Origin of the sequence: Nocardioides zeae, assembly GCF_010686755.1 — a bacterium.
Lineage (GTDB): Bacteria > Actinomycetota > Actinomycetes > Propionibacteriales > Nocardioidaceae > Nocardioides > Nocardioides zeae.
The window spans coordinates 268,876-293,021 of the sequence record NZ_JAAGXA010000004.1; the positions used below are offsets into that span (position 1 = coordinate 268,876).

The window sequence follows — 24,146 nt, forward strand, 5'->3', positions numbered from 1 at the left end:
TGGTCGTGGTGTGAGGCCACCGAGAAGTGGAGGGCTCACACCACGACCGAGATGGGGTGTCGGATCAGAGACCGGGGATCCAGTCGAACGTGTCCGGGTTGGGGCCGGTGCGTCCCTCCTCGCCCTTGTCGAGCGCGGTGATGCGGTTGACCTCGTCGGCGGGCAGGGAGAAGTCGAAGATGTCCGCGTTCTCCTTCACCCGCTCCGGCGTGACCGACTTCGGGAAGATGATGTCGCCGCGCTCGATGTGCCAGCGGAGCGTCACCTGGGCGGGGGTCTTGCCGTACTTCTCGGCCAGCTCCACCAGCACCGGGTCGTCGAGCACCGCGCCCTGCGCGATCGGCGACCACGCCTCGACCGCCACGTTGAGGCGACCGGAGGCGAGACGCGCGTCCTCGTTCGTCAGGTAGGGGTGCACCTCGATCTGGTTGATCGCGGGCACGATCCCCGTCTCGTCGACGATGCGCTTGAGGTGCTCCGGGTGGAAGTTGGAGACACCGACGGACGTGGCCTTGCCCTCGGCGGCCAGCTCGGTGAGCGTGCGCCACGTCGAGACGTAGTCGCCGCCGTAGCGCGTCGGGAGCGGCCAGTGGATGAGGAAGAGGTCGACGTGGTCGACGTCGAGCTCACGGAGCGACTGCTCGAGGGCCGCGCGGGCGACGGCGGGCTCGTGGGAGTCGTTGTTGAGCTTCGTCGTGATGTAGACGTCCTCGCGGGCCAGGCCCGAGTTGCGCAGCGCACGGCCGACGCCGGCCTCGTTCTGGTACATCTGCGCCGTGTCGATGTGGCGGTAGCCCGCCTCGAACGCGGTCAGCACCGCGCGCTCCGTCTCGTCCGGCGGCACCTGGTAGACGCCGAAGCCGAGCTGGGGGATGGACGTGCCGTTGTTGAGGCTGACGGTCGGGATCTGTGCGGAAGCCATGGGAGTGACAGTGCCACCGCGTTCAAGATCATTCCTCCGCGTGAAGCGTCGTGAGGCGTCTCACCCGTCGAGGACGGCGCTGAGGCGGACGGCGTCGATCGAGTGCGCGCGCCCCACCGGCTCGCTCGTGAGCGCCCCGGCGTGCGTCGCGAGACCCTGCGCGAGCGCCGGGTCGGCCACGCAGGCGTCACGCCAGCCCCGGGCGGCGACCTCCGCGACGTACGGGAGCGTCACGTTCGTCAGCGCGTAGGTCGACGTGTGCGGGACGGCGCCGGGCATGTTCGCGACGCAGTAGAAGGTCGCGTCGTGCACGCGGTAGGTCGGGTCGGCGTGGGTCGTGGCGCGGGAGTCCTCGAAGCAGCCGCCCTGGTCGATCGAGATGTCGACGAGCACGGCGCCGCTGCGCATCCGCGCGACCGTGTCGTTGGTGACGAGCGTCGGGGCCTTCGCGCCCGGGACGAGCACGGCGCCGACGACGAGGTCCGCCTCGAGCATTGCCTCCTCCAGGGTCAGCGCGTTCGACGCGACCGTCTGCACCCGGTGGCCGAACAGCTGGTCGGCCCGCCGCAGCGCCGCGGGGCTGCGGTCGAAGAGCAGCACACGGGCGCCCATCCCCAGCGCCACCGTGGTCGCGTTGAGACCCGCGACCCCGGCGCCGACGACCACGACGTTGGCCGCGTAGGTGCCCGGCACACCGCCCATGAGCACACCGCGACCGCCGAGCACACCGGCCCCGGCGCGCATCAGGTGGTAGGCGCCCGCCTGCGGCGCCAGCCGTCCCGCGACCTCCGACATCGGGGCCAGCAGCGGCAGCCCCCCGTCCGGCCCCTGCACGGTCTCGTACGCCAGCGCCGTCACCTCCCGCGCCAGCAGCTCCTCGGTGAGCGCCTTGTCCGCTGCCAGGTGCAGGTAGGTGAAGAGCACGAGACCTGGGCGCAGCCGGTGGTACTCCTCCGCCACCGGCTCCTTCACCTTGAGCACCAGCTGCGCCTCCGCCCAGGTGGCGTCGGCGGCCTCGTCCGCCGAGGCCCCGGTGACGATGCGGGCGCCCGCCGCGGCGTACTGCTCGTCCGTCAGCGCGGAGCCGAGACCGGCGCCGCTCTGCACGAGCACCTCGTGGCCGTGGGCCACCAGCTCGGTGACGCCGGCGGGGGTGAGGGCGACGCGGTACTCGTGGTTCTTGACCTCGGTGGGGACACCGATGCGCATGGGGACTCCTCGGACTCGTGGACGCGCGGTGGCGCGGCGGGGCGCGGCCTCGGGGTGTGACGCCGCTCACTCATTGTGACGGGTGCTCACACCGGATTCACAGAGTCCCCTCACCGGACATTGGGTCGGCGGGTGTGAACTTGGTGCCATGAACGACTCCCGTCCCTCCGCTCCGCCGCCCCACGAGCCGGAGCGTCCCGCGACCCAGCCGCTCCCCTCGTACGGCGCGCCCGGCGCGTTCCCGCCGCCGGGGGAGCAGTACGGACAGGGCCCCGCCGGGGCTCACGCCTCCGCGCCTCATGACGCCTGGGGCCAGCCCGCGGCGTACCCCCAGCAGCCCCAGCAGCAGCTCCCCCCGCCGCCCGGCTGGGGTCAGGTCCCGCCGGGACCCCAGGGACCGTACGGCGCGTACGGCGCGTGGCCGCCCGCTCCGCCGCCGCGCCGCAGGCGTCGCGCCGGGGTGCTCGCCGCCGTCGCCGGTGGTGTCGTCGGGGCCGCGCTCACGTGTGCGATCACGATCCCGTTCGTGGACTTCGGCGGCAACGACGACACCCGGCCGAGCAGCTCGACGTCGGGCGGCGCCGACATCGACGACCTCGTCAACCGCGGCGGCGGCGACACCGACGAGGCCTCCGACCCCGGCGAGCTGTCCGACGCGGGCGTGCTCCTCGTCAACACGGCGCTCCAGGGCGGCGAGGGCGCCGGTACGGCGATGGTGCTCACCTCCGACGGGCTCGCGGTCACCAACTACCACGTGGTCGACAACTCGACCACCGTCGAGGTCGAGGTCGCCGCCACCGGGGAGACGCACGAGGCGACCGTGCTCGGGTACGACGCGTCCGCCGACGTCGCCGTGCTCCAGATCGACGGCGTCAGCGACCTCGACACCGTCACCCTCGACGACGACGGCGGGGTGGACGTCGGCGACGCCGTCGCCGCGCTCGGCAACGCCGGCGGCCAGGGCTTCCTCTCCGAGGTGCGCGGCGAGGTCACGTCCCTCGACGAGAGCATCACGACGACGGACCAGTACAACGGCAACGAGACCGAGATCTCGGGCCTCATCGAGACCGACGCCGACGTGGTGCCCGGCTACTCCGGCGGCCCCATGTTCGACGCCGAGGGCGAGGTCATCGGCATCAGCACCGCCGCCGCCTCCACCAACGGCCAGGACGGACCGACGTCCTCCGGCCTGCCCGGGGCGCAGGCGCAGGCCCAGGGGCAGGGCCAGGTCCAGAAGGGCGGCGGCATCAGCTACGCCCGCCCGATCGACGAGGCGCTCGACGTCGTGCAGGCCGTCATCGACGGCGACGAGGGCGACGGCATCGTCATCGGCACGCCCGCCTACCTCGGCGTCAGCATCGACCCGTCCGGCGGCGAGCCGCTCGTCGCCGCCGCCGAGGCCGACACCCCCGCCGGCCAGGCCGGCCTCGAGGAGGGCGACGTCATCACCGCCATCGGCGACACCCAGGTGTCCACCTTCGACGAGCTCGCCGCCGCCGTCGCGTCCCACGAGCCCGGCGACACCGTCACCATCACCTGGGAGCGCGACGGCCGCGAGATGACCGGCGACGCGACCCTCACGGAGTCGCCGCTGAACTGAGCCTTACCCCAGGCTCCCGCTGACCCAGGGCGCCGCACGGCCGAGGACCCGAGACCTTGCCGTGCGGCGCTCTGTTGTGTCGTCGTGTAACGCGGTGTCCGGGCTACTCCACACGTGGACGACCACCGCGGAGGTAGCACTAACACCGCGCTAGATATCAGCCGGACGAGCACGGCCCCGGGAGCGGTCGGCCGTCGGTCCGGCTCGGGCGGTGGGGGTTGGGGCGGGGACCTGGATCTTGGCGCACGCGTGTAACGCGGTGTTACTGCTACTTGTGCGGTGGTCGACCACGTGTGCAGTAGCCCGGACACCGCGTTACACGGGGCCGACGGGACCACCCCACCCCCGAAACGCAACGTGGCCCCAGCGCGACGGAAACCGTCGCGCTGGGGCCACGCCCCGGCGTACCGCTCAGTCGTGCCGCGCGTGCGCGCGCTCGAGGCTCTCGCCCTCGACGTCGACGCGGGGCAGGATGCGGTCGAGCCAGCGGGGGAGCCACCAGGCCTTCTCGCCCATGAGGTACATCAGCGCCGGGATCAGCGTCATCCGCACGACGAAGGCGTCGATGAAGACGGCCGTCGCCAGGGCGAAGCCCATCGCCTTGATGAACGACATGTCCATCAGCATGAACGCGGCGAAGACCGACATCATGATGACCGCGGCCGCAGCCACGACGCGCGCCGAGTTGCGGAAGCCGTCGATGACGGCCGCGACCGAGTCGGCGCCGTGGACGTGGGCCTCGCGGATCCGGGTCACGAGGAACACCTGGTAGTCCATCGCCAGGCCGAACACCACGCCCACCAGGAAGATCGGCATGAAGCTCACGAGGGGCTGGCCCTCGACGAGCCCGAGCGCACCGTCCTGGAAGACCAGCACGGTGATGCCGAGCGTGGCGAGCACCGTCAGCAGGAAGCCGAGGGTGGCGGTGAGCGGCACCAGGATCGAGCGGAACACCAGCACGAGCAGCAGGAACGCCAGACCGATCACGACGGTCAGGTAGATCGGCAGCGCGTCGTTGAGCCGGTCCGAGACGTCCACGGCGACGGCGGTCATGCCGGTGACGCCCAGCTCGGCGCCGGTCGACGACTCGATGTCGCCCTGGGTGTCGCGCAGGTCGGCGAGGAGGTCCGTGGTGGCGGCGTCCTCGGCGCTCGACTCGGGGGTGATGAGCACCAGGGCGCCGGTCGCTGCCGCGGGGTCGCCCTCCGGGTCGGCGTTCGTCTGCGTGATCTGCGCGTGCGCGACGTCGTCCTGCTCCGAGGCCCAGGCGACGACCTCGCCGAAGGCGGCCTGGCGCTCGGCGTCGTCCGCGATGTCCCGACCGTCGACGACCGCGAGCAGCGGCGCCTGCCGACCGTCACCGAACGCCTCGGCGATGAGGTCGGACGCCTTGCGCTGCGTCGTGTCGCTCGGGCTCGTCGAGTCGCTGGGCAGGGCGAGCTGCAGGTTCTGCACGGGTACGGCGAGAGCGCCGAGCGCGATGACCACGAGCACCACGGCGGCGAGCGGCGAGCGCCCGACGAGCTTGGCCCAGCGCACGCCGTTGTTGACGATGCGGCCCTTCTCGTCGCGCTGCGGGGCGTAGCGCCGCACGGTGCCGCCGAAGGCCTTCGACTTGAGCATGCCGAGCACGGCCGGCAGCAGCGTCAGGGCGACGAGCACGGCGAGGAACACGCCGCTCGCCGCGGCGAGACCCATCGCGGTGAGGAACGGGATGCGCACGACGGCCAACGCCGCGAGGGCGATGAGGACGGTCAGGCCGGCGAAGACGACGGCGGACCCCGCCGTGCCGACCGCGATGCCTGCCGCCTCCTCGCGGTCGTCGGTGTGCTCCAGCTCGCTGCGGTAGCGGGCCAGGATGAACAACGCGTAGTCGATGCCGACCGCCAGGCCGATCATCACCGCCAGGATCGGGGTCATGTCGGAGACGTCGGTGAACGCCGTCATGCCGGTGACGCCGAGCGAGGTCAGGGCGACGCCCACGATGGCGGTGACGATGGGCAGGCCGGCCGCCACGAGCGAGCCGAACGTCAGCACGAGCACGACGAGGGCGACCGCGATGCCGATGAGCTCGGAGGCACCGCTGATCTCCATGACCTGCAGGCCGGGACCGTTGGCCTCGACCTCGAGCCCGTCGCCGCGCGCGTCGTCGAGGAGCTCCAGGATCGCGTCCTGGCTCTCGGGCTCGATGTCGGTGGGCTCGTCGACGTCGAAGTCGAAGGTGATGAGACCGACCCGGCCGTCCGCGTCGACGGGCGCGAGGTTGGCGACGTCCTCCGGGCTGGCGCCACCGGCCGACAACGCCTCCTCCTGGGCGGCGGCCGCGGCCACCGGGTCGAGGATCGGCGCCTGCTCGCTGGACAGCACCTGCGGGCTGTCGGAGATGTCGGTGACGAGCTGGGAGATGCGGTCGGCGTACGCCGGGTCGCTCAGCTGCTCACCCTCCGGCACCGCGACGACGACGGTGACCGAGGTGTCGTTGAGGGCGTCCTCGGAGCCGGGGAACAGCTCCTCCTGGAGCTCGCTCGCCCGCTCCGAGGGGATGCCGGGGATCGAGAACGTGCTGCTCGTCGGCTGCTGGATCGCCAGGGCGGTGAAGCCCACGGCGACGAGCGCGACGACCCAGACGCCGATGAAGGCCGGCCATCGCCGGAAGGCGGTCTTTCCGAGCCGGTAGAGAAGGGTGGCCATCGCTGGTGCTCCTGTCGGGTGCGGGCGTGGGGTGCGGGCGTCGGGCTGGTGCGTCGGGGTGCCGGCTCAGGCGAGCAGCCGGCGGATGGTGCCGAAGTGGCGCGAGAAGAGGTCGGGCAGCGGGGTGTCGTCGCCGGCGATGCTGGCGTCGATGGCGGTGTCGAACACGACGAGCAGCACGCGGATGAGGAGCAGGGCGCCCTCCTGGTCGAGCTGCTCACCGCCGCGGGCGCGGACGGCTTCCTGGAGGTCGACGGCGAGCTCGGCGAAGCGGTCGTGGACCGCCTCGACCAGCCGGGGGATCTGGAAGAGCTGGCGGTGCAGCACCATCTCCTCCCGCGTGGGCTCCTCGACCCCCAGCACCTCGCGGGCGAGGTGCTCGAGGTCCGCCCCGAGGTTGCCCGTCGGTCCGCCCCGGGCGAAGGCCTCCATGGCGTCGGCCGGCACGTCGACCCGGGGACCCAGGCAGGCGTCCACCTTCGACGGGTAGTAGTTGAAGAGGGTGCGGCGTGCGACCCCCGCCGCCTCGGCGAGCTCGTCCATCGTGAAGCCGTCGAGGCCGTGCTCCGTCGCCAGGCGCTGCGCGGACAGCGTGATGCGGCGCGCCGTCTCCTCGCGCTTGCTGGTGCGGTGGTCTGCCCCGCCGCTTTCTGCACTCGTGCTCACGAAGTGCAAGTTTGCACTGCGTATCCGAAAGTGCAAAAGACTCGCGCTGTGACGTGTGCCGCAGTCGGGGGCCGGGCGGGGGTGGACGTGGGTCCGTAGCCCACAATCGAGGCATGTCCGTCACGCAGGAGACCCCCGTCCGCGCGCCGCGCCCCGGCGCCGAGGTGCTCGCCGAGCCCATGCGCTCGCGCTGGAGCCCCGCGGTGTTCGCCACCGACGTCCCCGTCGGCGACGACGAGCTCGCCGGGATGCTGACCGCCGCCGCCTGGGCGCCGTCGACCGGGAACACGCAGCCGTGGGCGTACGTCGTCACCCGGGCCGGCACCGCGGCGTACGACGCCGTCATCGCCAGCCTGAGCAACGGCAACTCGGGGTGGGTGCCCACCGCGCCCGTCGTGATCGTCGCCGCCGCGCTCGTCGGGGAGTGGGAGGGCCGGAAGGGGATGGGCGACTACGCGCTCTACGACCTCGGCCAGTCCGTCGCGCACCTCACCCTGCAGGCACAGGCCGTCGGGCTGCACACGCACCAGTTCGCCGGCTTCGACCACGAGGCGGCCGCGGCCGCGCTCGGCATCCCCGAGGCCTACCGGCCCATGGTCGGCATCGCCGTCGGCCGCCTGGGCGGCGACGAGCACGTCGCACGCGCCACCGAGGGCGACGTCGCGCGCCACACCAAGGACCGCACGCGCCGGGGCGCCTCCGAGGTGGGGTACGACGGCGTCTGGGGCACGCCCTTCCCGGGCTGACCAGCCGGTCGCGCGGGGGGCGCGGGTCGCAGGGCGGCGCCCCTCGGGGGGAGGGGGGCTCCCCTCGGAGGAAAGAAAACGCGGACGGGACGGTCGGAGAAGCCCGGTTGGCACGTTCCAATCGACCGGCCGGTCCGCGTTTTCATTCGCCGGGTCCGCGTTTTCTTTCGCCGGAGTCGGAGCCGGAGCCGCCGGAGCTGCCGTCGGAGTCCGACCCCGGTTCGCCCGTGGCCGGCCCGGTGCGGCGTCCGCCACGCCGGGCCAGGACGGCGAACACCACCAGCACCACCAGCACGACGCCGAGCACCACGAGGCCCAGCACCACCATCGACCCGAGCTGTGCCATCAGCTGCTCGACCCGCAGCCGCCGCCACCGCACGACGACCCGGAGCTGCACGAGCTCGAGCTGCAGGAGCTGGACCCGCAGGACGAGTCGTTGCCGGAGTCGCTGCTGCCGCAGCCCCCGACGTACCCGCCGCCCGCGCCGTACGCCCCGCGGCGCCCGCGGGACCGGCGCCGCTGGCTCGAGGTCGCGTTGGTGCTGACGGCGAGGGCGATCGCTCCGGCCACCACCGCCAGCACGACGCACACGATGACGATCGTCATGGTGCAGCTCCTTCCGAGAGGCCGGCGCGGGGCCGGCGGGTGAGGTGCCAGGTGCGGCTACCCAGTCCGAGGACCAGGGCCCGCCGACCGGCGATCGTCACGACGGCCGCGCGGCGGCGTCCGTCGTGGACGGCGTGGAGACGCAGCCAGTCGGCGGCGTCGGGATGGGCCTGCGGGAGCCACGCGGCGAAGGCCGCGAGGTCGTCGTGCGCGCACCCGGCAGCCGGGTGCGTGGCCGCCCAGCCGTGGAAGCGGTCGCGCCAGGCGGGCAACAGGTCGAGCTCGGGCGCGATGCGGAGCACGGCGTCGCTGCGCTTGCGGTGCAGCACGCGGGTCGTCAGCGCCGTTCCCGCCGCGCTCGCCGGGGCGAACCCGGGCGGGACGTCCCCGCGCAGCAGCGCGGCCAGCACCTCCTCCTGACGGCCGGCCAGCCGCGCGCGGGCGCTCACCGGTCCGCTCCCGCCGGGAGGCGCCGGGCGACGGCGGCCCGCAACGCGTCGTACTCGCCGGCCACGGCCTCCGGCGTCACGTCCTCGTCCCGCTCCAGCAGGATGCCGGGGACGGGCAGCCCGCGCTGCCGGTACGCCGCGGCCAGCGTCGTCACGAGCCCGAGCACCGCCGGGACCATCGCGTGGGCGTGGGTGTCGAGGTAGAGCCCGTCGGGCCGTTCCTGGCCGCCGGCGACGTGCACGTAGGCGACGGCCTCCAGCGGGAAGCGCAGCAGGTCGGCGACCGGGTCGCTGCCCCGGGCGACCGCGCTCGCGTGGAGGTTGGCGACGTCGAGCACGAGACGGCAGTCCGTGCGCTCCACGAGGGCGGTGAGGAAGTCGGGCTCGTCCAGCGTGTCCTCGGGCCAGGCGAAGAGGGCAGCGATGTTCTCGACGGCGAGCGGCACGGGCAGCGCGGCCTGCGCCGTCCGCACGTTCTCGACGAGCACCTCGAGGCTCTCGGCGGTGCGGGGCGGCGGCAGCAGGTGTCCGGCCTCGAGCACGTCGCCGTGCAGCGGGTCGGGGGTGGCGGCCGCGCGCACGAAGGCCACGTGCTCGCTGACCAGCGGCGCCCCCAGGGCCTCGGCGAGCGCGGCGAGGTGGGCCAACCGACGGGGGTCGGGCACGTCCGCCCCGGCCAGGCCCAGCGTCACGCCGTGCGGGACCACCGTGACGCCCGCGTCCCGCAGCGCCACGAGCTCGTCGGGCAGCCGCGCGGGGTCGACGTTCTCCGCGACGACCTCGGTGAAGGAGAGGTCGCCGGCGGCGGCGTACGACGCGAGCAGGTCCGCCACCGGCCGCCGCCACGCGACGGCCGTGCCGTGCGGAGCAGGGGCGCGGACCATGCGCCCGAGTGTGCGCCGGACGGCCGAGGTCCAAACCGCGCCTGTGGAGGACGCCCCAGGCGGAGAACGGCTCCGGATCGGGCCATGTGAGCGTTCCAACCGGTGCGTTCTCCGTCCCGGGCGTCCTCCACAGCCCTCTCCCGCGACCGCTACGGTCCCGGCATGGCCCGCCGTCGCAGCACGTCCGCTCCCCGCATCGCCGCTCCCGCCCTGGGGCCCCTGGTCGACGGCGACCCGACGGCGCTGCGGCCGGGCGGCGAGGTCGACGGCCTGCGGTTCGGCGGGCTCCGGCTCGGGGCGCTCGAGCTCGCCGGTGCGCGTCTCATCGAGTCGCAGCTGGAGGACGTGCACGCCGACGAGGCCGACCTGTCGGGCGCGCGCCTCTCCGACGTGGCCCTCGACGGGGTGAGCCTGCCGGTCGTCCGCGCGATCGGCACCCAGTGGCGGGACGTGCGGGTCACCGGTCGGATCGGGTCGCTGGAGGCCTACGAGTCGTCGTGGCGGTCGGTGCACCTCGTCGGCTGCAAGCTCAGCTTCGTCAACCTGCGCGGCGCCGAGCTGCTCGACGTGCTCCTCGAGGGGTGCGTGGTGGAGGAGCTCGACCTCGGTGGTGCCGCGCTCAGCCGCGTGCGGCTGGCGGACACGACGGTCGGTCGTCTCGACGTGCAGCAGGCGCAGCTGGCGGACGTCGACCTGCGCGGCGCCCGCCTCGACGACGTGACCGGCGTGCGGGACCTCCGGGGCGCCACCGTCTCACCGGCGCAGCTGGCGCTGCTCGCCCCGGCCATCGCCGCCGAGCTGGGGCTGCGGGTCGAGGACTGACCCGGCGGCCCGCTCAGGCGCCGTCGGCGCGCCGGTCCTGCTCCGCCGCCGCGAGCACGTCGGCGTCGGTGCACGCGAGGGCGAAGGCGGCGATGCGGGCGCGGATCTCCCGTCCCAGCAGCCACTGCCCGATCGGCTCCGCGACGGGCCGCAGCCAGGCGGGCCGCACGGCATAGCTGTACTTCCACGTCGCCAGCGTCCCCGCGATCGGCGTGCCGTCGAGCACCCGCTCCTCGGGCGCGAACCGCCACCCGCCGCCGAACGTCGCGAAGAACCAGGGACCGCTCACCATGGTCATCCCGACGGACGTCGGGGGCCGGTACGACGCGTACTCGCTCACCATGCGGAGCCCGACGCGCGCCCGCGTGACGGTGCGGACGCCCTTCTGGGGGCGGTCGGCGTCGACGAGGTGCTGGTGGCGGACGAACGGGTCCCACGCGAGCCGCACCTCGCCCGTCGTCTGGGAGACCGCGAACGCGGTGGCCGGGCTGACCGGCACCCACTGGGCGGCGCTGACCTGGGGCACGGCGTCAGAGGCCGAACTCGGCGCGGCGCCCCTCGGGCACCAGGTCGGCGTAGTCGGGGTGCTTCGCGACGTACCCGCGGAAGAAGGGGCAGAACGGCAGGAGCGAGCGGCCGTCGGCGCGGAGCCCGTCGAGCACCGCGACGGCGAGCTGCTTCGCGAGGCCCTGGCCGGCGAAGGCGTCGTCGATCTCGGTGTGCATGACGGCGACGACGGTGCCGCCCTCGCGCAGCCGGTAGTCGGCGAACCCGGCGAGGGCGCCGTCGACGCGCACCTCGTAGCGGGCCGCGTCGGTGTTGTCGGTGACGGAGACGTCGGTCATGGGGACGACGCTACCCCCGTCCTGCGTCTGACCTGGGCCGACAGAGCGGTCGCTCGCTTTTGGACACTGTGGTCGCACGTGACTTGCCCGTAACCCGAGACCGGCCCGATGGTGGGCTCCATGGCCCCCGTCACGTCCACTCCCGCGACCACGTCGTCGTACTCGATCACCATGCGTCTGCACACGACGCCCGACAACAGCCACATCGGCACCGTCGCCACGGCGATCTCCGGTGCGGGTGGCGTCGTCACCGCCATCGACGTCGCGGAGTCGCGTCACGACCGCCTCGTGCTGGACGTGACCTGCTCGGCCTCCAACGCCGACCACTCGCAGGCGCTCGTCGACGCGGTCAGCGCCCTCGACGGCGTGACGGTCCACAAGGTCTCCGACCGCACGTTCCTGCTGCACCTCGGCGGCAAGATCGAGGTCTCCTCGAAGGTCTCGCTGAAGACGCGCGACGACCTGTCGATGGCCTACACGCCGGGTGTCGGCCGGGTCTCGCGTGCGCTCGCGGAGAACCCCGAGGACGTCCCGCGCCTCACCATCAAGGGCAACTCGGTCGCGGTCGTCACCGACGGCTCCGCCGTGCTCGGCCTCGGCAACATCGGCCCCGGCGCGGCGCTGCCCGTGATGGAGGGCAAGGCGGCGCTGTTCAAGCGCTTCGCCGACATCGACGCGTGGCCGATCTGCCTCGCCACGCAGGACACCGACGAGATCGTCAAGGCCGTCGAGATGATCGCCCCCGGCTTCGGCGGCATCAACCTCGAGGACATCTCCGCCCCGCGCTGCTTCGAGATCGAGGCCCGCCTGCGCGAGAAGCTCGACATCCCCGTCTTCCACGACGACCAGCACGGCACGGCGATCGTCGTGCTCGCCGCGCTCACCAACGCGCTGCGCGTCGTCGACAAGCAGCTCGAGACCGTGCGCGTCGTGGTCTCGGGGGCCGGCGCGGCCGGTACGGCGATCGTGAACCTCCTGCTCGCCGCCGGCGTCACCGACGCCGTCGTGGTCGACAAGATCGGCTGCCTCGTCAGCACCGACGAGACGCTGCCCCCGGCGCACCGCGAGCTGGCGAGCCGCACCAACCCGCGCCAGGTGACCGGCAGCCTGCAGGACGCGCTCGTCGAGGCGGACGTCTTCATCGGCGTCTCCGCTCCCGGCATCCTCCAGGGCGAGTGGATCCCCACGATGGGCCGCGACCCGATCGTGTTCGCGCTGGCGAACCCCGACCCGGAGATCGACCCCAACGTGGCGAGCCAGTACGCCAAGGTCGTCGCCTCGGGCCGCTCGGACTACCCGAACCAGATCAACAACGTGCTCGCCTTCCCCGGCGTGTTCCGCGGCCTGCTCGACGCCCGCGCCTCCGAGGTCACCCAGGAGGCGCTGCTGCGCGCCGCCGAGGCGATCGCGCTCGTCGTCACCGACGAGGAGCTCAACCCGAGCTTCATCATCCCCAGCGTCTTCGACCCCGCCGTGCCGAAGGCCGTCGCCGCGGCCATCGCGGGCGAGGAGCACGTGAAGATCTGATCCCCCCGGGTCGTGGGGGGGGGGGCGGCGGGGGGGGGGGGGGGGGGGGGGCCGCGCGGGGGGGGGGGGGGGGGGGGGCCCGCCCCGGGGGGGCGGGGGGCTCTTTTATTGCGCCCCGCCCGGGTTGGGCGCCCCCGGGCTTGGTGGTCGGGGGCCCGCCCCCCACGACTGCGTTCGGGGGCGGGTCCCCGTAACAGCGCAGGAGTAGCGTCGCCGCACCACGCGACCCCCGCGTGGTCGACGCAGTCGATGCAGGAGGCCCGATGGCACCGGTCCCGTTCCGCACCCAGCTGCTGCGCCGCAAGCCGCTCGCCGCCCGCGGCGGCCCTGGCGGCCCTGGCGGCCCCGAGCTGGGCCGCAGCATCGGCACGTTCTCGCTCATGATGTTCGGCGTCGGCGCCACGGTCGGCACGGGCATCTTCTTCGTGCTGCAGGAGGCCGTGCCCGACGCCGGCCCCGCCGTCGTCGTCTCGTTCCTCGTCGCCGGCCTCGCGGCCGGGCTGTCCGCGATCTGCTATGCCGAGCTGGCGAGCGCGATCCCGGTCAGCGGCTCGACCTACTCCTACGCCTACCACGCCCTCGGCGAGCTCGTCGCGATGGTGATCGCGGCGTGCGTGCTGCTGGAGTACGGCGTGAGCTCGGCCGCCGTCGCCGTCGGCTGGAGCGGCTACTTCAACGAGCTGACCGGCTCGGTGCTCGGCGTGCGCCTGCCGCAGGAGCTCTCGGTGTCGCCGGTGCCCTACGAGGACGGGCCCACCGGGTGGATCAACCTCCCGGCCGTCGTGCTCGTGCTGCTCTGCATGCTCCTGCTCGTGCGCGGGGCCAGCGAGTCGGCGCGGGTCAACACCGTCATGGTGCTCATCAAGCTGGCCGTGCTCGGGCTGTTCGTGGTCGTCGGCTTCTCGGCGTTCGAGGTCGACCGCTTCGACGCCTTCTGGGCGGCCGGCGCCGCGGGCGTCTCCGCCGCGGCGGCGACCATCTTCTTCTCGTTCATCGGCCTCGACGCCGTGTCGACGGCGGGGGAGGAGGTGCGGGACCCCCAGCGGGCCCTGCCCCGCGCGATCATGGGCGCGCTCGCCGTCGTCATCACGGTCTACGTGCTCGTCGCCATCGCGGGCGTCGGCGCGCAGCCGGCGTCGGAGTTCGAGAGCCCCGAGCAGCAGGAGGCCGGGCTCTCGGTCATCCTCCAGAACATCACCGGCTCCAGCATCCCGGGCACAGTGCTCGCCGCGGGCGCGGTCATCTCGATCTTCTCGGTCACCCTCGTGACCCTCTACGGCCAGACCCGGATCCTCTTCGCGATGGGCCGCGACGGCATGCTCCCGTCCCGCTTCGCGCGGGTGAACCCGCGGACCCTCACCCCGACGTACAACACCGTCGTCGTCGCGATCGTCGTCGCGCTGGTCGCGGGGTTCGTGCCGAGCGACTACCTGTGGGACACGGTCTCCATCGGCACGCTCGGCGCGTTCATCGTGGTCGCGCTGGGGGTGCTCGTGCTGCGGCGCACGCAGCCCGACCTGGAGCGGCCGTTCCGGGTGCCGGGCTACCCGGTGACGCCGGTGCTGACCGTCGTGGTCTGCGTCTACATCCTGTCGGGCCTGCCCGCCGTCACCTGGGCCATCTTCGGCACGTGGCTGGCGATCGTGCTCGCCTTCTACCTGCTGTGGGGCCGGCGGCACGCGCGCCTCAACGACCCCGCCACCGCTCGGGGCGAGGGGGTCTGAGATGACCATCGTCGCCGGCATCGCGCCGGGGAAGCCGGACGTCGACGGGCTGTCGTACGCCGCGCTCCTCGCCCGCTCGCTCCGCACGCGCCTGCGGGTCGTGTGCGTCGTGCCGGGCCCGTGGCCGACGCCGCTGTCGGGGGGCGTGGACCGCGAGTACGCCGCGTACCTCGCCGACGCCGCGAGCGAGGAGGTGCCCGCGGTGCGGTCGCTGCTGGCGGAGCTGGCGCCGGACCTGGAGGCGGCCGGCGTGACCGCCGAGGTCGTGCGCGCGGTCGGGCGCTCGGTGCCCGGGACGCTGCTCGAGCAGGTCGCGGCGGCCGACGCGACGCTCGTCGTGCTCGGCGCGGGCGCGAACGGCGCATGGGGGCACGTCGTCGTGGGGTCGGCCGCGGACCGGCTCCTGCACTCCTCGCCGGTGCCGGTCGCCGTCGCGACGCGCGGCTTCCGGGCGGCGCCCGGCACGCGGGTCGGACGGGTGACCGTGGGCTTCCGGGGCGACCAGGCGTCGGCGGCGGCCCTGGCCCGGGCCGCCGGGCTGTGCACGGAGCTGGGGGCGACGCTGCGGGTGGCGACGTTCGGGGTGCTCGGCCGCACGATGTACCCGCCCGAGGTGCGCGGCGAGGACGACGTGCTCGAGGCCTACCTCGAGCAGGCGACCGCCGCCCAGGCCGCCGCCCTCGCCCTGCTGCCGGCGGACGCCGTGCCGGCCGAGGTCGAGCGCGTCGTCAGCCGGGGGCGTGACTGGGCCGAGGCGGTCGGCGGCCTGCCCTGGACGCCCGAGGACCTGCTGGTCGTCGGCTCGTCGTCGGCGGGGCTGCTGTCCCGGGTGTTCCTCGGCTCCAGCGCCGCCAAGATCCTGCGGCACTCGCCCGTGCCGGTCGTGGTGGTGCCGCGAGCGTCGTGGCGCCCCCGCGTGTAACGCGGTGTCCGGGCTACTGCAGTGGTGGTCGACCACCGCACAAGTAGCACGAACACCGCGTTACACGTCCGGGGGCGGATCCGGTTCAGGCGTGCTTCCGGGGCCACCAGAACCGCTCGCCCAGCAGGCGCACGATCGCCGGTACGACGACGGTCCGGACCAGCAGCGTGTCGAGCAGCACGCCGATGCAGATCACGACGCCCAGCTGGGCCAGCACCACGAGGGGCAGCACGCCGAGCACGGCGAAGACCGCCGCCAGCAGGATGCCGGCGCTGGTGATGACGCCACCGGTCGCGCCCAGCGCCCGCAGCACGCCCTCGCGGGTGCCGTGCGCCCGCGCCTCCTCGCGGGTGCGGGTGACGAGGAAGATGTTGTAGTCGATGCCCAGCGCCACGAGGAACAGGAACGCGAAGAGCGGCACGTTCCCGGCCAGGTTCTCGAAGCCGAGCAGCCCGGTGAAGATCCACCACGAGGCACCGAGCGCGGCGGCGAAGGTCGCGACCACGGTGCCGACGAGGATGACCGGCGCCAGGATCGAGCGCAGCAGCAGGCCCAGCACGCCGAGCACCAGCAGCAGGATGAGCGGCAGGATGACGAGCCGGTCGCGGGCGTTGCCGTCGGCCTCGTCGAGCGAGTCGGCCGAGGCACCACCGACGTGGGTGTCGGAGAAGTCCGCCAGCGCGGAGCGCAGGTCCTCCACCGTCGTCTCGGCGGCGTCGCTGCCCGGCGTGCTCGCCAGGGTCACGTCGAGCTGCGTCACGCCCGCGCCCTCGTTGGTCACGCGCACCGCGTCGACGCCGTCGACGCCCTCGACCGCGGCGCTCACCTCGTCGGCGTCGGCGCGGGTGACGACCTGGGTGGGCTCCGCCGTGCCGGCCGGGAACGACTCCGCGATCCGCTCACTGGCGGTGATCGCCTCGGGCGTGTCGAGGAACTGCTCGGAGGTGCCCAGACCGGTCGAGATCTGGGTCGTGCCCGCGGCCAGGGCGACGAGCAGCACGGCCGAGCCGGCGACGTACGCCGCGGGACGGCGCGCCACCACGTCGCCGATGCGCCGCCAGGTGGAGCGGCTCTCCGCGAGCACCACGTCCCCGTGCTTCGGGGCGGTCGGCCAGAAAATCCAGCGGCCGAAGCAGACGAGCGCGGCGGGGAGCACCAGCAGCACGAAGAGGGCGGCGACGGTGATGCCGACGGCGCAGGCGATGCCGAGGCCGCGGGTGGTGGGGGTCAGGGACAGCACGAGGGTGAGCACGCCCACGACGACGGTGGAGGCGCTGGTGAGCACGGCCTCGGCGGTGTGGCGCAGCGCGACGTCCATGGCGGCGAAGCGGTCCTCGCGGGAGCGGAGCTCGTCGCGGTAGCGACTGATGAGCAGCAACGCGTAGTTGCTGCCCGCGCCGAACACGAGGACCGACAGGATGCCGACCGTCGACTCGTCCCAGGCGACGTCGAGCAGCGCGAGCACGTGGGTGGCGAGCACGGCGGCGAGGCGGTCGGCGGCGCCGACGACCAGCAGCGGGACGACCCAGAGGATCGGGCTGCGGTAGGTGACGACGAGCAGCACCGCGACGACCAGCGCGGTGATCGCCAGCAGGCGCAGGTCGGCGCCCTCGAAGACGGCCGCCAGGTCGGCCTGGATGCCGGCCGGCCCGGTGACCTGGGCGGTCAGTCCGTCGGGCACGTCGGCGTCGAGCCGGTCCCGCAGGTCGGTGACGGCGTCGGAGACCTCCGTGGCCGTGGACGCCTCGAGCGGCACGACGGCGATCGCCGCGGTGCCGTCCTCCGCGGGCTGGAGCGTCGGCGCACCCCCGGTGAGCTCGGCGACGAGGCCCTCGAGCTCGGGGATGCGGTCGCCCAGCTGCCCGTCGTCGTCGGCGGTGAACAGCACGACCGCGACGGTGCCGTCCTGCTCGGGCAGGTCCTCGGCGAGCTCGAGCGCGGCGGTGCTGTCGGCCCCGGCGGGCACGTTGTCGAGCGGCGTGCGGTCGCGCTCGCCCTCGCCGAGACCGATGAGCGCGCCCGCCAGCAGGAGCGGGAGGAGGGCGACGAGCCAGGAGGTGCGTCGCGCGACGACGACACCTCGCACGCGGCTCAGGACAAGGGACACGGCAGACTCCTCGGGGGAACGGGTCGATATGCTTCACGAAGTTAACCACTAAGGCGGTGAATGACAATGGCCGGGGAGCTCAGGCCGGGATGGCACACGTCCGAGACGCTCGAGGCGCTGCGCGTGCTGCTCGACCGCGGCACCGCCGTGCACCGCGTCGTGGCGCGGGGCGCCGGCCTCGGGGACCACGAGATGGCCGTGCTCCAGCACCTCGTCCCCGGACCCGTCGGCCCCGCGGAGATCGCCCGGCGGCTCGAGGTCACCTCGGCCGCGGCGACGGGGATCGTGGACCGGCTCGTGGCGCGGGGGTACGCCGAGCGCCGGCCCCACGCCGTCGACCGACGCCGCACGGAGGTGCACCTGACCGAGACGGGTCGCGCCGAGGTGCGCGGACACCTCATGCCGATGTTCCGGGCCGTCGTCGCGCTCGACGACCAGTTCGACGAGGCCGAGCGGGCCGTCGTCGCGCGGTACCTGCGGGGTGCCATCGCGGCGTTGGACGAGGTCGCGGGGCGGGGCACCGACCCGCGGGGCACCTGACCCGCGGCGTACCCGTTGCGGCGTCCCAGGTTAGGTTAGGGCAACCTAAGTCCCGACCTGAGGAGCCGCTCCATGTCGCCGTCCCGCACCGTCCGTCCTCTCGCCGTGGGGCTCGTGCTCCTGCCGCTGCTCGCCGCGTGCGGCGCATCGGACGACACGACCACGTCGGAGGGGACCGCGCTGGCGGAGGCGGGGGCGTTCCCCGTCGCGGTCACGCACGAGTTCGGCACCACGACCATCGACGAGGAGCCGCAGCGCATCGTCACGCTCGGTGTGACGGACGCCGACGTCGTGCTCGCCCTCGGCAAGGTGCCGGTCGGCAACACCGGCTACGCCTTCTTCGACGACGGCCTCGGTCCGTGGACCGACGACCTCGTCGAGGGCCACGACCTGACGTTCCTCGAGTCCGACTCCGCGCCCAGCCTCGAGCAGGTCGCCGGTCTCGACCCCGACCTCATCATCGGGGTGTCGGCCGGGTTCGACGAGGCCACCTACGACGCGCTCGCGGAGATCGCGCCGGTGGTGGGCCGACCGGCCGGGGTGCCGGCGTACACCGCCTCCCGCGAGGACGCCGTCGAGCTCATCGCCTCGGCGCTCGGGCAGCCGAGCGCGGGGGAGCGCCTCGTCGAGGAGACCGACGCCGCCCTCGCGTCGGCCCGCGCCGACCACCCGGAGCTGGCGGGGAGCACGGGGGCGGCGGTGCTGCCGTACGACGGCAAGTACGGCGCGTTCCTGCCCGGCGACGCCCGCGGGCAGTTCCTCGCCGACCTGGGCGTGACCCTCCCGGAGGCGGTCAGCGAGCGGGACACCGGCGACAGCTTCTTCGTCGAGCTGTCGCGCGAGAACGTCGGCGCCCTCGACGGCGACGTGCTGCTCGTGCTCAGCGACGACGAGGACATCGACCTCGCGGCGGAGAACCCGCTGTTCGCCGGTCTCGGCGTCGTGCAGGACGACGGGGTCGTGGTCGCCACCACCGAGGAGCGCGGCGCGATCACCTACAACTCGCCGCTGTCGGTGCCGTACGCGGTCGAGAACCTCGTGCCGCGCCTCGCGGCGGCGGTGTCCTGAGGGGGGCGATCTACATGATGGTCAGCGAGACGCCGAGGCCAGCCTCGAAGGCGTTGAGGATCTCGAGGCGGGTGGTGTGGTCGTCAGGCCAAGGCGCTGGACCGGCGATCTTCATCTCGGGAACCAGGGCGTATGGATGCTCGCCTGGCCACCGCTCCCGAAGCTCGGTCACCCGCTGCGGCCCGATGAGGCTCGCGATGTCGGCTCCGAGGAGGCGAGAGGCGCCAAGACGCGGGTCGTAGCCCGACAGTGCGAGCAGGGTCGTGTCGTCGTACAGATGATCTTCGACAGTTGGCGACTCGATGTACCAGTGGATCGCGATGGCGATGTCCGAGGCGTCCTTGTAGGCACCGTACGCGCTCCGGTCCAGCCAGGCGGCTAGCTTGAGCGCGCAGTATCCGGGGATCGACGGAATTCGGACGCTACCGGCGCCCGGAAGGTGGAGAGCGTGCGACGCCGCGAACACCTCGCGGAATCCCCAGACGCTCATGTCCTCGCCTCGCGTGGGCGGCGTCACGGTCCCGGTGGGCCGCTCGACTGCTCCGAAAGGCATGATGTCGGTGGGAATTCCTACAACGTCAAAGCAGATGCCGGTGCCGCCCAGTCGCGACATCGAGGCAGTGAGCTCGTCGTAAACCTTCCAGTCGTCGACGGTGATGGCGCAGTCCACGTCGGTGGTCGTGCGAAGCGCGAAGTCGTGTCCGAGGGCCGCCTGAATGATGTCGCGGCACTGCGCGCCGACGATCATCAGCCGTTCTGCGTGAAGCCCGTCGTTGCCGACGAGCGCAGAGCACACGCGATCGACCAGTGCAAGTTCTTCGGCCGGGACCTTAGAAAAGTCGAGCATGGCGCGCCTTCCACTCAGCGGCGACCTCCCTCAGGCGGGCGTCGTTCTCCGCCAAGAGGTCCGCATACACGATGGGCCATGGCGCCGTGCTCCAACGTTCGTTCACCGACGGACCTGGCACGGTCCAGAACTGGCGGCGGATCCGGATGTTGGCCTCGCGGGGATCGCGCACCGGGCGCCACCTGTTCTTCGCGGCTGTGGCGGGATCCCACTCGGGGGTGTAGTAGGTGTGGCTCTGTCGCTTCCGAAGGCTGAGGTCGGGGACGGCCTCGCCACTGACGACGATGGGCTGGTCGCTGGGCCAGGTGATGTCGTCGAGAGAAAGCTCGACTCGCCGCAGCTTGTCGCTTACGTATGACGCAATGGCCAGCTTCGACCCCAACCCGTTCGGGTAAGCAGCACTCCATAGATCGAGGAGTTCGGTGACGCGATCCGGTCGGAGGCGACGCCCGATGAGGTAACCGTTCGCGTCGAGCGCCTTGACCGTCTCGTGAGCCAGTCCGATGGATACGCCTGCCGCGTCCGCCAGCACCCTGGTCGGCTCGTGCATGAGGTCGGGCCAGGCCAGGGCGGTCGCGATGACCATCGAGCGGCTCGTGCTGAACATGTTGCGGACCGTCCGTTCGCCCACGCCTATCTCGTGGCGGAGATCATTGACGTTGTGTCGAGGGTGGTCGAAAACTGCGCCGCCCTCGCCGTCGGGCCGTCGTCCCCGTACCTCGATGAGGACGGCGTCGAATCGGATGCTCGCGTTTCCCAGTGTGTCTGCGTAGGCGATTCCGAGGTCCCGAAATGCCCGCGCACTGCGCTCTTGGATGCGTGCGCCGACGACCAGGATCGGTCGCGAGCGGGCAGTCCGGTCCTCGAGTCCCATGGCGGCGACGGCGGTGAGGTTCATCGGCTGGGCGACTAGCATCTCGAACTGCTTGCTGGAGCCGCCGGCGATCAGCTCGATGGATGCGCCGGGTTGCCCGGTTCGACTCCTGGCGACGCGCGTCCGCAAGCCAAGCTGGTCGAGCTGATCCCGTACGCCGCCAACGACCGCAGCTGTCGTGGTGCCGTCCATGGCGCCTCCGTTCACTTTCCAGGGCTGTTCACTTTAAGTGAAAAGTTTCCAGAAACGAACATCTCCTGATGAGGAGTGGGTCAGGCCCGGCTCGCCGCCAACGCCGCGCCGACGATGCCCGCGGCGTTGCGGAGCCGGGCGGGCACGATCGGCGTGCGGATGTCGATCATCGACAGGAACTTGTCGGCCTTCTTGCTGACCCCGCCGCCGACGACGAGCAGGTCGGGCGAGAACAGCCCCTCGAGCGCGCGGTAGAACACCGTCAGGCGCCGGGCCCACTCCTCCCACGAGAGGTCCTCGCGCTCGCGGGCGCTGTTGGCCGCCCACGACTCGGCGTGCACGGCGACGGGGTCGTGCTTGCCGCGCACCTCGTCGTCGAGCTCCAGCCACAGGTGGCCGAGCTCGGCGTTGGGCACGAGCGTGCCGTCGTGCACGAGCGCCCCGCCGATGCCCGTGCCGAGGGTGGTGACGACGACGAGGCCGGCGGTGCCGCGGGCCGCGCCGTACGTCGCCTCGGCGAGGCCCGCCGCGTCCGCGTCGTTGAGCACGTGGACCGGGCGCCCGAGCGCGCCGGAGACGAGCGCCGCCGCGTCGGTGCCGATCCAGCTCGCGTCGATGTTGGCCGCCGAGCCGATCACGCCGTGGCGCACGATGCCGGGCACGGTGAGCCCGACCGGGGAGTCGCCGGGGAAGGCCTCGGAGAGCTGCTCCAGCACGGCCGCGACGTTCTCGGGGGTGGACGCCTCGGGCGTGGGGATCCGCACGCGGTCGGCGGCGAACTCGCCGGTCGTGAGGTCCACGGGCGCGGCCTTGATCCCGCTGCCGCCGAAGTCGATGCCGAGGGGGAGCTGCATCCGTTCAGGCTAGTGGCGCGGCGCCGATGAGTCTGCGTCGCGGGCCGGGTCGGAGCGTGCGGCGACGACAAAGGGCTCGACCGGAGCCCCGTCGTACCGCTTCACTCTCCACAGCACCACCGACGAACAGGGAGACCGGATGATCGAGGCACGGGGGCTCGTGCAGACCTTCCTCACGGGTCAGGGCCGCAAGAAGACCGAGGTGCACGCCGTCGCCGGCGTGGACCTCGACGTCGCCGAGGGCGAGGTCGTCGGCTTCCTCGGACCCAACGGCGCCGGCAAGACGACGACCCTCCGCATGCTGACGACGTTGTTGAAGCCGACGGCCGGTACGGCGCGGGTGGCGGGCTACGACGTGGCCACGCAGGCGGTGCAGGTACGCCGCGCGATCGGCTACGTCTCCCAGGTGGGCTCGACGTTCTCGGGCGCGTACGCCGGGGACGAGGTCGTCGACCACGCGATGCTCTACGGGATGACGCGGCGGGCGGCGCACGCGAAGGGTCAGGAGCTGTTCGCGCAGCTCGACCTCGAGGGCCTGTGGCGGCGGATGCCGAAGAACATGTCGGGCGGGCAGAAGCGGCGCCTCGACATCGTGATGGGGCTCGTCCACGAGCCCGGCCTCGTCTTCCTCGACGAGCCCACGACCGGCCTCGACCCGCAGGCCCGCGCCAACCTGTGGGAGCACATCCGCGGGCTGCGCGACCGGCGCGGAGCGACGGTGTTCCTGACGACGCACTACCTCGACGAGGCCGACGCGCTCGCCGACCGCATCGTCATCATCGACAAGGGCCGCATCGTCGCCTCCGACACGGCCGACAACCTGAAGTCGCAGGTGGCCGGCGACCTCGTCGATCTCGAGGTGGCCACGCTCGACCAGGTGACCGTCGCGGCCGAGCGGCTCGGCGCCATCGGCGAGCAGCTCGAGGTGGTCGAGCGGCACGTCCGGGCGCGGGTGCCGCGGGCGGGGCGCGCCGTCCCCGGTCTGCTGCGCGACCTCGACGCCTCCGGCGTCGCGCTCGACTCGATCGAGGTGCTCCGCCCGACCCTCGACGACGTGTTCCTCACCCTCACCGGACGCTCCCTGCGCGACGCGGAGGGCGACGCGCCGGGCTCTCCCGATTCCTCCGAGCTGGAAGGGGCCGGCCGATGACCGCCGCGCCGTCCGTGTCCGCCCCCACCGGCCGCACCCAGGTCGACGGCCTCGAGCCCAACGGGCTCGTGCGGGACGCCCTCATCGTCTACCGGCGCCAGATCCGGATGAACCTCCGCAACCCCGCGTGGGTGCTCATCGGGATCATGCAGCCGGTGCTCTACCTCGTGCTGTTCGGGCCGCTGCTCAAGCCGCTCGTCGGCTCGTTCGACCTGCCGACGGACAACCCGTACACCTTCCTCGTGCCCGGCCTGCTCGTGCAGCTCGGCATGTTCGGGGCGTTCTTCGCCGGCTTCGGCCTCATCGCCGAGTGGCGCGAGGGCGTCGTCGAGGCGGAGCGCGTCACGCCGGCCAGCCGGGCCGCGCTGCTCGTCGGGCGCCTGGCCCGCGACCTGTCGCTGCTGCTGGTGCAGGCGCTGATCCTCGTGGGGCTCGGCTACTGGATGGGCATGCGCGGCGACGCGCTCGGCATCGTCGCGGGCATCGTCATCACGCTGGCCGTCGGCGGCGCCTGCGCAGCGGCGTCCAACGCGCTCGCGCTGACGACGAAGAGCGAGGACGTGATGGCGCCGATCATCAACATGGTGATGATGCCGGTGCTGCTGCTCAGCGGGATCATGCTGCCGATGACCCTCGGGCCCGCCTGGCTCGAGTCGGTCAGCGACTTCATGCCGTTCCGGTGGGTCACGGACGCGGTGCGCTCGACCTTCCTCGGCGACTTCGGGTCGAGCGGCGTCATGTGGGGCGTGACCTGGGCCGTCGCCCTGCTGGCGCTCGGCGTCTGGTGGGGGACCGCCGTGTTCCGGAAGGAGAACTCCTGAGAGGCCGGCACTTTCCCCGGTCGACCGGGGAACACGCCACTTAGACCATCAACGTTGATGGTCTAGGTGACACGTTCCCC

Annotated in this window: 24 protein-coding genes; 10 read left to right on the forward strand and 14 right to left on the reverse strand. The window is 72.8% G+C overall.

The window, feature by feature from the left end; translation table 11 throughout:
- Nucleotides 1–64: 64 nt before the first annotated feature.
- Both G3T38_RS07895 and ald read right to left on the reverse strand, forming a co-directional pair.
- Nucleotides 65–922: an aldo/keto reductase gene (locus G3T38_RS07895; RefSeq protein WP_163771644.1), complete on the reverse strand. Its 858-nt coding sequence runs from the start codon at nucleotides 920–922 to the stop codon at nucleotides 65–67.
- Between the two features lie 60 nt (nucleotides 923–982).
- Nucleotides 983–2,131: an alanine dehydrogenase gene (gene ald, locus G3T38_RS07900; RefSeq protein ID WP_163771645.1), complete on the reverse strand. Its 1,149-nt coding sequence runs from the start codon at nucleotides 2,129–2,131 to the stop codon at nucleotides 983–985.
- Nucleotides 2,132–2,279: 148 nt separating this feature from the next.
- Between ald and G3T38_RS21005 the strand changes: the two genes are divergently transcribed.
- Entirely contained in the window at nucleotides 2,280–3,731 is a 1,452-nt protein-coding gene (locus G3T38_RS21005) for a S1C family serine protease (protein WP_163771646.1), read from the forward strand.
- A 411-nt stretch (nucleotides 3,732–4,142) separates the two neighbouring features.
- On the opposite strand, the gene G3T38_RS07910 is transcribed toward G3T38_RS21005, so the two are convergent.
- Complete coding sequence (locus G3T38_RS07910) at nucleotides 4,143–6,422, reverse strand: MMPL family transporter (protein ID WP_163771647.1); 2,280 nt, start codon at nucleotides 6,420–6,422, stop codon at nucleotides 4,143–4,145.
- A gap of 66 nt (nucleotides 6,423–6,488) precedes the next feature.
- Nucleotides 6,489–7,088 (reverse strand): TetR family transcriptional regulator, encoded by a 600-nt coding sequence (locus tag G3T38_RS07915; RefSeq protein ID WP_163771648.1) that lies wholly within the window; start codon nucleotides 7,086–7,088, stop codon nucleotides 6,489–6,491.
- 113 nt (nucleotides 7,089–7,201) lie between these two features.
- Here G3T38_RS07915 and G3T38_RS07920 point away from each other — a divergent pair, with 113 nt between their 5' ends.
- A complete protein-coding gene (locus tag G3T38_RS07920; protein WP_163771649.1) occupies nucleotides 7,202–7,834 on the forward strand; it encodes a nitroreductase family protein in 633 nt (210 codons plus the stop codon).
- 142 nt (nucleotides 7,835–7,976) lie between these two features.
- On the opposite strand, the gene G3T38_RS07925 is transcribed toward G3T38_RS07920, so the two are convergent.
- The 4 genes from G3T38_RS07925 to G3T38_RS07940 are packed head-to-tail and all read right to left on the reverse strand — an operon-like array spanning nucleotide 7,977 to nucleotide 9,773.
- Nucleotides 7,977–8,180, reverse strand: coding sequence for a hypothetical protein (locus tag G3T38_RS07925; RefSeq protein ID WP_163771650.1), 204 nt, complete (start codon nucleotides 8,178–8,180; stop codon nucleotides 7,977–7,979).
- Nucleotides 8,180–8,440, reverse strand: a complete 261-nt coding sequence (locus G3T38_RS07930) for a hypothetical protein (protein ID WP_163771335.1) — start codon at nucleotides 8,438–8,440, stop codon at nucleotides 8,180–8,182. Before G3T38_RS07930 ends, G3T38_RS07925 begins: the two co-directional genes overlap by 1 nt.
- Nucleotides 8,437–8,889: an SCO6045 C-terminal-like domain-containing protein gene (locus G3T38_RS07935; RefSeq protein ID WP_163771652.1), complete on the reverse strand. Its 453-nt coding sequence runs from the start codon at nucleotides 8,887–8,889 to the stop codon at nucleotides 8,437–8,439. The genes G3T38_RS07930 and G3T38_RS07935 overlap by 4 nt, the downstream gene beginning before the upstream one ends.
- Complete coding sequence (locus tag G3T38_RS07940; RefSeq protein ID WP_163771654.1) at nucleotides 8,886–9,773, reverse strand: MbnB/TglH/ChrH family RiPP precursor modification enzyme; 888 nt, start codon at nucleotides 9,771–9,773, stop codon at nucleotides 8,886–8,888. Before G3T38_RS07940 ends, G3T38_RS07935 begins: the two co-directional genes overlap by 4 nt.
- Nucleotides 9,774–9,935: 162 nt before the next feature.
- On the opposite strand from G3T38_RS07940, the gene G3T38_RS07945 reads away from it, so the two are divergent.
- On the forward strand, nucleotides 9,936–10,595 hold the full coding sequence (locus G3T38_RS07945; protein WP_163771656.1) for a pentapeptide repeat-containing protein: 660 nt from the start codon (nucleotides 9,936–9,938) through the stop codon (nucleotides 10,593–10,595).
- 13 nt (nucleotides 10,596–10,608) lie between these two features.
- On the opposite strand, the gene G3T38_RS07950 is transcribed toward G3T38_RS07945, so the two are convergent.
- Both G3T38_RS07950 and G3T38_RS07955 read right to left on the reverse strand, forming a co-directional pair.
- The gene (locus G3T38_RS07950) at nucleotides 10,609–11,121 is read right to left on the reverse strand and encodes an SRPBCC family protein (protein ID WP_163771658.1); all 513 of its coding nucleotides are present in this window, start codon (nucleotides 11,119–11,121) and stop codon (nucleotides 10,609–10,611) included.
- Nucleotides 11,122–11,125: 4 nt separating this feature from the next.
- Complete coding sequence (locus tag G3T38_RS07955) at nucleotides 11,126–11,440, reverse strand: GNAT family N-acetyltransferase (RefSeq protein ID WP_163771659.1); 315 nt, start codon at nucleotides 11,438–11,440, stop codon at nucleotides 11,126–11,128.
- A gap of 120 nt (nucleotides 11,441–11,560) precedes the next feature.
- Here G3T38_RS07955 and G3T38_RS07960 point away from each other — a divergent pair, with 120 nt between their 5' ends.
- The 3 genes from G3T38_RS07960 to G3T38_RS07975 all read left to right on the forward strand — a co-directional run bounded on the left by G3T38_RS07960 (nucleotide 11,561) and on the right by G3T38_RS07975 (nucleotide 15,613).
- Nucleotides 11,561–12,967: an NAD-dependent malic enzyme gene (locus G3T38_RS07960; protein WP_163771661.1), complete on the forward strand. Its 1,407-nt coding sequence runs from the start codon at nucleotides 11,561–11,563 to the stop codon at nucleotides 12,965–12,967.
- A 263-nt stretch (nucleotides 12,968–13,230) separates the two neighbouring features.
- On the forward strand, nucleotides 13,231–14,691 hold the full coding sequence (locus tag G3T38_RS07970) for an amino acid permease (protein ID WP_163771663.1): 1,461 nt from the start codon (nucleotides 13,231–13,233) through the stop codon (nucleotides 14,689–14,691).
- Nucleotide 14,692: 1 nt separating this feature from the next.
- Entirely contained in the window at nucleotides 14,693–15,613 is a 921-nt protein-coding gene (locus tag G3T38_RS07975) for a universal stress protein (RefSeq protein ID WP_163771665.1), read from the forward strand.
- An 85-nt stretch (nucleotides 15,614–15,698) separates the two neighbouring features.
- Here the strand turns inward: G3T38_RS07975 and G3T38_RS07980 are convergent, their stop codons facing one another.
- Nucleotides 15,699–17,720: an MMPL family transporter gene (locus tag G3T38_RS07980; RefSeq protein WP_338037526.1), complete on the reverse strand. Its 2,022-nt coding sequence runs from the start codon at nucleotides 17,718–17,720 to the stop codon at nucleotides 15,699–15,701.
- Nucleotides 17,721–17,786: 66 nt separating this feature from the next.
- Here G3T38_RS07980 and G3T38_RS07985 point away from each other — a divergent pair, with 66 nt between their 5' ends.
- Nucleotides 17,787–18,260 (forward strand): MarR family winged helix-turn-helix transcriptional regulator, encoded by a 474-nt coding sequence (locus G3T38_RS07985; protein WP_163771667.1) that lies wholly within the window; start codon nucleotides 17,787–17,789, stop codon nucleotides 18,258–18,260.
- Nucleotides 18,261–18,332: 72 nt separating this feature from the next.
- Nucleotides 18,333–19,328, forward strand: a complete 996-nt coding sequence (locus G3T38_RS07990; protein ID WP_206675824.1) for an iron-siderophore ABC transporter substrate-binding protein — start codon at nucleotides 18,333–18,335, stop codon at nucleotides 19,326–19,328.
- Nucleotides 19,329–19,338: 10 nt separating this feature from the next.
- Here the strand turns inward: G3T38_RS07990 and G3T38_RS07995 are convergent, their stop codons facing one another.
- From G3T38_RS07995 to ppgK, 3 genes are all read right to left on the reverse strand, one after another.
- Entirely contained in the window at nucleotides 19,339–20,175 is an 837-nt protein-coding gene (locus G3T38_RS07995; RefSeq protein WP_163771670.1) for a hypothetical protein, read from the reverse strand.
- Nucleotides 20,159–21,241, reverse strand: a complete 1,083-nt coding sequence (locus G3T38_RS08000; RefSeq protein ID WP_163771672.1) for a type IV toxin-antitoxin system AbiEi family antitoxin — start codon at nucleotides 21,239–21,241, stop codon at nucleotides 20,159–20,161. Before G3T38_RS08000 ends, G3T38_RS07995 begins: the two co-directional genes overlap by 17 nt.
- 80 nt (nucleotides 21,242–21,321) lie before the next feature.
- Nucleotides 21,322–22,095, reverse strand: coding sequence for a polyphosphate--glucose phosphotransferase (gene ppgK, locus G3T38_RS08005; protein ID WP_163771675.1), 774 nt, complete (start codon nucleotides 22,093–22,095; stop codon nucleotides 21,322–21,324).
- Nucleotides 22,096–22,234: 139 nt separating this feature from the next.
- On the opposite strand from ppgK, the gene G3T38_RS08010 reads away from it, so the two are divergent.
- Nucleotides 22,235–23,245, forward strand: coding sequence for an ATP-binding cassette domain-containing protein (locus G3T38_RS08010; protein ID WP_163771677.1), 1,011 nt, complete (start codon nucleotides 22,235–22,237; stop codon nucleotides 23,243–23,245).
- Complete coding sequence (locus tag G3T38_RS08015) at nucleotides 23,242–24,066, forward strand: ABC transporter permease (RefSeq protein WP_163771679.1); 825 nt, start codon at nucleotides 23,242–23,244, stop codon at nucleotides 24,064–24,066. Before G3T38_RS08010 ends, G3T38_RS08015 begins: the two co-directional genes overlap by 4 nt.
- The last annotated feature ends 80 nt before the right edge of the window (nucleotides 24,067–24,146 follow it).

Bases quoted from the DNA above. Each gene is read 5' to 3' on its own strand.
- G3T38_RS07895 (WP_163771644.1), bottom strand. From the start codon at position 922: ATGGCTTCCGCACAGATCCCGACCGTCAGCCTCAACAACGGCACGTCC.
- ald (WP_163771645.1), bottom strand. From the start codon at position 2,131: ATGCGCATCGGTGTCCCCACCGAGGTCAAGAACCACGAGTACCGCGTC.
- G3T38_RS21005 (WP_163771646.1), top strand. From the start codon at position 2,280: ATGAACGACTCCCGTCCCTCCGCTCCGCCGCCCCACGAGCCGGAGCGT.
- G3T38_RS07910 (WP_163771647.1), bottom strand. From the start codon at position 6,422: ATGGCCACCCTTCTCTACCGGCTCGGAAAGACCGCCTTCCGGCGATGG.
- G3T38_RS07920 (WP_163771649.1), top strand. From the start codon at position 7,202: ATGTCCGTCACGCAGGAGACCCCCGTCCGCGCGCCGCGCCCCGGCGCC.
- G3T38_RS07925 (WP_163771650.1), bottom strand. From the start codon at position 8,180: ATGGCACAGCTCGGGTCGATGGTGGTGCTGGGCCTCGTGGTGCTCGGC.
- G3T38_RS07930 (WP_163771335.1), bottom strand. From the start codon at position 8,440: ATGACGATCGTCATCGTGTGCGTCGTGCTGGCGGTGGTGGCCGGAGCG.
- G3T38_RS07940 (WP_163771654.1), bottom strand. From the start codon at position 9,773: ATGGTCCGCGCCCCTGCTCCGCACGGCACGGCCGTCGCGTGGCGGCGG.
- G3T38_RS07945 (WP_163771656.1), top strand. From the start codon at position 9,936: ATGGCCCGCCGTCGCAGCACGTCCGCTCCCCGCATCGCCGCTCCCGCC.
- G3T38_RS07955 (WP_163771659.1), bottom strand. From the start codon at position 11,440: ATGACCGACGTCTCCGTCACCGACAACACCGACGCGGCCCGCTACGAG.
- G3T38_RS07960 (WP_163771661.1), top strand. From the start codon at position 11,561: ATGGCCCCCGTCACGTCCACTCCCGCGACCACGTCGTCGTACTCGATC.
- G3T38_RS07970 (WP_163771663.1), top strand. From the start codon at position 13,231: ATGGCACCGGTCCCGTTCCGCACCCAGCTGCTGCGCCGCAAGCCGCTC.
- G3T38_RS07975 (WP_163771665.1), top strand. From the start codon at position 14,693: ATGACCATCGTCGCCGGCATCGCGCCGGGGAAGCCGGACGTCGACGGG.
- G3T38_RS07985 (WP_163771667.1), top strand. From the start codon at position 17,787: ATGGCCGGGGAGCTCAGGCCGGGATGGCACACGTCCGAGACGCTCGAG.
- G3T38_RS07990 (WP_206675824.1), top strand. From the start codon at position 18,333: ATGTCGCCGTCCCGCACCGTCCGTCCTCTCGCCGTGGGGCTCGTGCTC.
- G3T38_RS07995 (WP_163771670.1), bottom strand. From the start codon at position 20,175: ATGCTCGACTTTTCTAAGGTCCCGGCCGAAGAACTTGCACTGGTCGAT.
- G3T38_RS08000 (WP_163771672.1), bottom strand. From the start codon at position 21,241: ATGGACGGCACCACGACAGCTGCGGTCGTTGGCGGCGTACGGGATCAG.
- ppgK (WP_163771675.1), bottom strand. From the start codon at position 22,095: ATGCAGCTCCCCCTCGGCATCGACTTCGGCGGCAGCGGGATCAAGGCC.
- G3T38_RS08010 (WP_163771677.1), top strand. From the start codon at position 22,235: ATGATCGAGGCACGGGGGCTCGTGCAGACCTTCCTCACGGGTCAGGGC.
- G3T38_RS08015 (WP_163771679.1), top strand. From the start codon at position 23,242: ATGACCGCCGCGCCGTCCGTGTCCGCCCCCACCGGCCGCACCCAGGTC.